7 protein-coding genes and 1 pseudogene are annotated in these 6,290 nt (G+C 67.8%); 4 read left to right on the forward strand and 4 right to left on the reverse strand.

Annotation, left to right across the window (positions count from 1 at the left end; all coding sequences use genetic code 11):
• The first annotated feature begins 60 nt into the window (after window positions 1-60).
• Window positions 61-1,146: a glycoside hydrolase family 76 protein gene (locus tag NA4_RS36845; protein WP_067480604.1), complete on the forward strand. Its 1,086-nt coding sequence runs from the start codon at window positions 61-63 to the stop codon at window positions 1,144-1,146.
• Here the strand turns inward: NA4_RS36845 and NA4_RS36850 are convergent.
• Both NA4_RS36850 and NA4_RS36855 read right to left on the reverse strand, forming a co-directional pair.
• Window positions 1,127-1,825 (reverse strand): DedA family protein, encoded by a 699-nt coding sequence (locus tag NA4_RS36850; protein ID WP_157129534.1) that lies wholly within the window; start codon window positions 1,823-1,825, stop codon window positions 1,127-1,129. The two genes, NA4_RS36845 and NA4_RS36850, sit on opposite strands and share 20 nt — an antisense overlap.
• A 31-nt stretch (window positions 1,826-1,856) precedes the next feature.
• Window positions 1,857-2,522 (reverse strand): VTT domain-containing protein, encoded by a 666-nt coding sequence (locus NA4_RS36855; RefSeq protein WP_067480607.1) that lies wholly within the window; start codon window positions 2,520-2,522, stop codon window positions 1,857-1,859.
• Window positions 2,523-2,822: 300 nt separating this feature from the next.
• Here NA4_RS36855 and fbaA point away from each other — a divergent pair, with 300 nt between their 5' ends.
• Entirely contained in the window at window positions 2,823-3,857 is a 1,035-nt protein-coding gene (gene fbaA, locus NA4_RS36860) for a class II fructose-bisphosphate aldolase (protein WP_067480591.1), read from the forward strand.
• A 32-nt stretch (window positions 3,858-3,889) separates the two neighbouring features.
• Window positions 3,890-5,008, forward strand: coding sequence for a BTAD domain-containing putative transcriptional regulator (locus NA4_RS36865; RefSeq protein WP_067480594.1), 1,119 nt, complete (start codon window positions 3,890-3,892; stop codon window positions 5,006-5,008).
• Here NA4_RS36865 and NA4_RS43525 read toward each other — a convergent pair.
• The gene (locus NA4_RS43525) at window positions 5,005-5,328 is read right to left on the reverse strand and encodes an excalibur calcium-binding domain-containing protein (protein ID WP_084497792.1); all 324 of its coding nucleotides are present in this window, start codon (window positions 5,326-5,328) and stop codon (window positions 5,005-5,007) included. The two genes, NA4_RS36865 and NA4_RS43525, sit on opposite strands and share 4 nt — an antisense overlap.
• Before the next feature lie 37 nt (window positions 5,329-5,365).
• Entirely contained in the window at window positions 5,366-5,596 is a 231-nt protein-coding gene (locus NA4_RS43530; RefSeq protein WP_067480600.1) for an excalibur calcium-binding domain-containing protein, read from the reverse strand.
• A 252-nt stretch (window positions 5,597-5,848) separates the two neighbouring features.
• On the opposite strand from NA4_RS43530, the pseudogene NA4_RS36880 reads away from it, so the two are divergent.
• Window positions 5,849-6,290, forward strand: a pseudogene (locus tag NA4_RS36880) (DUF4185 domain-containing protein); the annotation flags it as partial.

Below are 6,290 nucleotides of genomic sequence, written 5' to 3' on the forward strand. Positions count from 1 at the left end.
CCTGCACGGGCGGGCCGGGCTGCCGTCGCTCCCGCGACACTGTGGTCCGAACGCGCCGACATGGCCGAGTCCGCGATCGTCTCGCGGCACCTGCGCGCGCTGTGGGCGCTGCCGGGCACGGCGCTGGGCGTGGTGGGCTGGCCGGCCATCAAGCGGGAGCGAATCTTCGGTTCGTGGCACTACTGGTGGCAGGCGCATCTGATCGACTGCGCCGTCGACGCCGCCAACCGTGTGCCGACTCCATTGCGCCGCAAGCGACTTGACGCACTGGCGCGCTCGCACCGCATCCGCAATCTCACCGGCTGGACCAACCGCTACTACGACGACATGGCCTGGCTGGCGATCGCGCTGGAACGCGCCGAGCGCACCCAGGGCACCAAGGTTCGCAGCGCGTTGGTCGCACTGGAAAAGACCCTCTACGGGGGCTGGCAGCCGCAGATCGGCGGTGGTCTGCCGTGGCGCATCGGCGCGGACTACTTCAACGCGCCCGCCAACGGTCCCGCCGCCATCGCACTGGTGCGCCTCGGGCGTATCCAGCGCGCCCAGGAGATGGCCGACTGGCTGGACGCGACGCTGCGCGACCAGGAGACCGGCTTGATCCTCGACGGCATCCACCTGCCCTCCGGCGAGATCGAGCGTCCCGTCTTCACCTACTGCCAGGGCGTCGCGCTCGGCCTGGAAACCGAGCTGGCGGTGCAGACCGGCGAGGCCAGGCACATCGAACGCGTGCACCGGCTGCTCGGTGCCGTCGGGGAGCACCTGACCACGGACGACGTCGTGTGCGGTGGGGGTGGTGGTGACGGCGGACTGTTCAACGGCATCCTGGCCCGTTACCTGGCGGTGGTGGCCGTGATGCTGCCCGGCGAAGAACCCGCACGACTAGCCGATCGCCGGGCGGCGGCCGCGATCGTGCGCGCATCCGCCACGGCGGCCTGGGCCAACCGGCTCGAGGTAGAGGGCGAGCCGTTGTTCGGGCACGACTGGAGCAAGCCCGCGCAACTGCCCGGTGGCAGCGCCGGAGCCGGATACTTCACCTCCGGCGGTTCGGTGACCTCGTCGAAGGTGCCCGAGCGCGATATGTCCGTGCAGTTGTCCGGCTGGATGCTGATGGAGGCGGCCTACCAGGTCAGTGCCGCGGGTCTGTGATCCTGGGCCAGTGCTGGGCCTCCAGCACCACGGTCGGCGCGTCGTCCAGATCGAAGTCCTCGGCGGGCCGGGACATCTCCTGCCGGTAGTGCCGCACGCCGAGCACCGTTCCGACGATCAAACCCACTACCAGCGTGCCGATCACGATCGGCATCAGCCACTGCACCCGTTCCAGGAAGCTGCCTGCGTAATAGCCGATGAGCAACAGCACCGGCGCCCAGACGATCGCGCCGATGGTGCTGGCCACGGTGAACTTGCGATGGTCCATGCCTGCCGCGCCCGCGACCGAAGGACACAGCGTCCGCACCCACGGAATCCACCGCGCGACCAGGACCGCGACGAACCCGTGCCGATGCAGCAACTCCGCCACCCGCTGCAGGTTGCGGACGTTGATGTACCTGCCGTCCTTACGGGCGACCAGATGGTGTCCGGCGCGCTGCCCGATCACGTATCCCACCTGGTTGCCCGCGATCGCCGCGACCATCGCGCCCACGGATAGTGCCCACACGTGCGCCTCGCCTGAGGCGTGCGACGCCATCACGATGCCCGCGGTGACGAGCATGGAGTCGCCCGGCAGGAACAGCCCGAGGATCACCGCGCATTCCAGGAAGACGAAGGTCAGCACTACTGTCCAGACGAGCGCGGGGCCCGCCGACAGCAGCGGATCGAAACTGCCCACAGCTAGGGGCGCAGGCGCCGTAGACACCGGCTCAGCGCGAGGGCTCGCTCGTGGAGGCGGTCAGCTCGGCCGTATCCGCCTCAGCCGCGTCGGCCTCCGGCGCGCCGCGGCCGAGCAGCTTCTTCGCCACCGCGGTGATGCCGGGCAGGATCGACAGGAACACGATGAGCAGGAAGATCGCCTCGACGTGGTCCCGGATGAACGCGACGTTGCCGAGGAAATAACCGAGCACCGTGACACCACCGCCCCAGAGGATCGCGCCGACGATGTCGAACGCGACGTACTTGCGGTAGTCCATCTTGGACACACCGGCCAGCACCGGCATGAAGGTACGCACGATCGGCACGAAACGGGCCAGGATGATCGTCTTGGGTCCGTGCTTCTCGAAGAACTCGTGTGTTTCCGTCACGTAGTGCTTCTTGAAGAACCGGGTGTCCTCCTTGTGGAACAGCGCGGGCCCGATCGCCCGGCCGATCCAGTATCCGGACTGGTCACCCAGGAAGGCGACCAGGACGGTTGCGGGCACCAGCACCCAGATCGACACCGGCGGATTCGGCTGTGCCGCGAGCAGGCCACCGGTGAACAGCAGCGAGTCGCCGGGCAGCAGCGGGAACAGTAGGCCGGTCTCGATGAAGACGATCACCAGGATGGCCGGAAGCACCGCGTTCTTCAGCCACGTCTCCGTGAGCAGGTGCATCGGGTCGAGCAACTCGGTCAGCGCGAGGTTGCTCGTCACCGATTCTGTCGCTGCCTGCAGAATCACGTGGCCTCCTGTCCCGATACGGCTGGCCTGCATCGCTTGCCACCGCGTCGGAAGCTGCCAGCGCAAATTACCGGCCCCACAGTACCGGCTCCGGCAGAGAATGCTCGCGCTGTGCGCGAAATTACTCGCGAGTCAACTATCCACTCCATCCCTGCATACCAGGCGAAACACCGCTGCCTTAGGGTGAACACTGACAAAATAGGTCTTTGCCGCAACAACTACGGAGGTCTTACTGTGCCCATCGCGACTCCGGAGGTCTACGCCGAGATGCTCGGTAGGGCCAAAGCCAACTCCTTCGCCTTCCCGGCCATCAACTGCACGTCGTCGGAGACGATCAACGCGGCCATCAAGGGTTTCGCGGACGCGGGCAGTGACGGCATCATCCAGTTCTCCACCGGCGGCGCCGAATTCGGTTCCGGGCAGGGCGTGAAGGACATGGTCACCGGTGCGGTCGCGCTGGCGGAGTTCGCACACGTCGTGGCCGCCAAGTACGACGTGACCATCGCGCTGCACACCGATCACTGCCCGAAGGACAAACTGGACACCTTCGTCCGCCCGCTGCTCGCGATCTCCCAGGAGCGGGTCAACGCCGGGCAGAACCCGCTGTTCCAGTCGCACATGTGGGACGGCTCCGCGATCCCGATCGACGAGAACCTGGAGATCGCGAAGGAACTGCTGAAGGCCACCAACGCGGCCAACATCATCCTCGAGGTCGAGATCGGCGTCGTCGGCGGCGAAGAGGACGGTGTCGAGGCCGAGATCAACGAGAAGCTCTACACCTCGCCGGAGGACTTCCAGAAGACCATCGACGCGCTCGGCGCGGGCGAGAACGGCAAGTACCTGCTCGCGGCCACCTTCGGCAACGTGCACGGCGTCTACAAGCCGGGCAACGTGGTGCTCAAGCCCGCGGTGCTGGCCGAGGGCCAGCGCGTCGCCGCGGCCAAGCTCGGCCTGTCCGCCGATGCGCAGCCGTTCGACTTCGTCTTCCACGGCGGCTCCGGCTCGCTGAAGTCCGAGATCGAGGACTCGCTGCGCTTCGGCGTGGTGAAGATGAACGTTGACACCGATACCCAGTACGCGTTCACGAGGCCGGTCGCCGGGCACATGTTCGGCAACTACGACGGTGTGCTGAAGATCGACGGCGAGGTGGGCAACAAGAAGGCCTACGACCCGCGCAGCTACCTGAAAAAGGCCGAGGCCTCGATGGCGGCGCGCGTGGTGGAGGCGTGCAACGACCTGAAGTCCGCCGGACGCTCGATCAGCGCCTGACCCCCTGATACCCGTCAGGGGCTCGATTGCACATGAGTCTGGATGTGCGCGTGCTCGGGCCCGTGCGACTGCTCGTCGGCGGTGAGCCGGTGGCGGTCGGCGGGCCCAAACCGCGAGCTCTGCTCGCCGCGCTCACGGTGAATCGGCGGCGCGCGGTCTCGTCGGCCGCTCTCGCGGATATGGTGTGGAACGAGGATCCACCCGACTCCTATGCCGCCAGCCTGCAGGTTTTCGTCTCGAATATCCGCAAGGCGCTGCGCAATTCCGGAGTCGACCCGGCTACGGTGCTGCGCACCGAGTCGTCCGGGTACCGGTTGGAGATCGACGAGAACGCCTGCGACCTAGGCCGTTTCGAGGCGGCGCGGGAGCAGGGCGTTCGCGCCGCCGAGGTGGGCGATCATGCGGGAGCCGCCCAGCTGTTCGCCTCGGCGCTGCGCGAGTGGAGCGGCCGGGCGCTGTCGGATCTGACCGGTCTGCAATTCGCCGACGGTTTCGCCACCGCCATGGACGAGGAGCGGCTGCTGGCCGCCTCGGCGCGGATCGACGCCGAAATCGCCTGTGGGCGTGCGTCGTCGGTGATCGGGGAGCTGGTCGCGATGACCACCGAGCATCCGCTGCGCGAACCGCTGTGGGGCCAGTTGATCACCGCGCTGTATCTGTCCGGGCGTCAGGCCGACGCGTTGGAAGCGTGCCGGAAGGTGCGCGGGGTGCTCGCCGACGAACTGGGCATCGATCCCGGACCCGCGCTGATCGATCTGGAACAGCGGGTGCTGCGGCAGGAGCCGCTGAGCACGGTCGAACTCCGTCAGGTCGAACGGCTGGCCGCGGCGATGACCGAGACGGTCACCGAAGTGCCCCGCGCAGTGCGCAGCGGTCGGCTGTGTTTGCCGAACGGCCGGGTGGTGGCGATCGCGCAGGGCGGTCTGCGCATCGGCCGGATGACCGACAACGACCTGGTCCTGGAGGACCCACGGGCCAGCCGCTATCACGCGCACATCATGCCCAGCCGCGCCGGACTGCTGATCAAGGATCTGCATTCGGCCAACGGCGTCTTCGTCAACGACGACCAGATCGAGCACGGCGCCCTGCTCGCCGACGGCGATCAGATCCGGATCGGCGCGACGATCCTGACCTTCCAGGCCGTGCACTAGTTGCAGGCGATCCCGTCGCCGTCCCGGTCCAGATGCGCGTTGAAGCCGGGCTGTCCGCGATAGAGCGGGCCGACGCCTTCCGCGCGGACCTGGTCGCAATTGGTGTAGATCTTCTGCGACGGCTGCTCGGGTTCCTCGACGGTGTGGTTGCCCTTGGGTCCGGTTCGATTGGGTGGAATCGGATGATCGTCGTGCGGTGCCGTGATCGCGAGGGCCGGTTGCGGGACCGCTGAGGCCGCTGGCGGCGCGAACACACATGCCCCGGCCGCCAGCACCGCCGCACCGATCGCGGGCGCGAGGCGGAGAACTGAGTTACTCACCTCTCCATCCTGCTCCCGGGATCGGCCGCTGTGCCGTTCATTCGCAGGCTATTCCGTCTTTGTCCCGGTCCAGGTGCGGTGCGTAGCCCGGTTCGCCGCGCAGCAAAGGCGCTTTGCCCGCGTCGCGCACGGCGGCGCAGTTCTCGTAGTAGGTCGGCGCGTCGCTCGGTTCGGCTGCGGCCACAGACGATCCGAGGACAAGCACCGCGATGGTGAGCAGGCAGGCCGAGGCGATGCCGAGCACGGTACGCAGCAGAGTGGTCTTCATGGTGATCGGTCCTCGGTTCAGGGCCGGCGCGTTGGAACACGCTCGGCCGCAACGGGTTCGAACTATTCCGGAGCTGCGCTCGGACGTCCACCCCCCCTTGTCGGGAGCCGTCGCGAGGTGCACGGTGGCGGGGCCGCCCGCCACCACGGGAAAACGTAGCAGAGTATTCCTCTTAAATCGGCGTGTCGGTGTGCACCCTTCCCAAAGCCGAAGGAGGTAGGGTCGGTCCGCTGGTTCGTGTCCGCAAGGTTCGTGTCCACAACGGATTTCGAGGGGTTGGCGATGACCATGCGAATGCTGGCCGCGGTCGGTGCGATGGTGGTCGGCGCGGGACTGCTCGTCTACGCCGATGGACCTGCCGCCGCGGCGCCGGAAGTGACCGACGGCCCGGTGGGCGTGGGGCCGTGCGCGACCGACCCCGTGCCGACCCACGAGCCGCTGGTACCCAAGACGCTCGAGGTGCCGATTCCCTATCCGGTGGTCACCGTGCTCCCGCCCGCGGTGCCGGAGCCCGCGCCCACGCGGACACGGATGGAGCTGCCGCCGGACCCCTGCACCAACCCCTGCCCGGACCTCACCGACCTGCCGGGCGCGCCACCCGGTCTGGCCGCGCAGCTCGGTATTCCGGAGATCCTGTTGAATCCCAAGCCTTTCTACTTCGCGCTTCCCGGCCCGAGCCCGGACCCGGGTCCGG

This window comes from Nocardia amamiensis NBRC 102102, assembly GCF_001612745.1.
GTDB lineage: Bacteria > Actinomycetota > Actinomycetes > Mycobacteriales > Mycobacteriaceae > Nocardia > Nocardia amamiensis.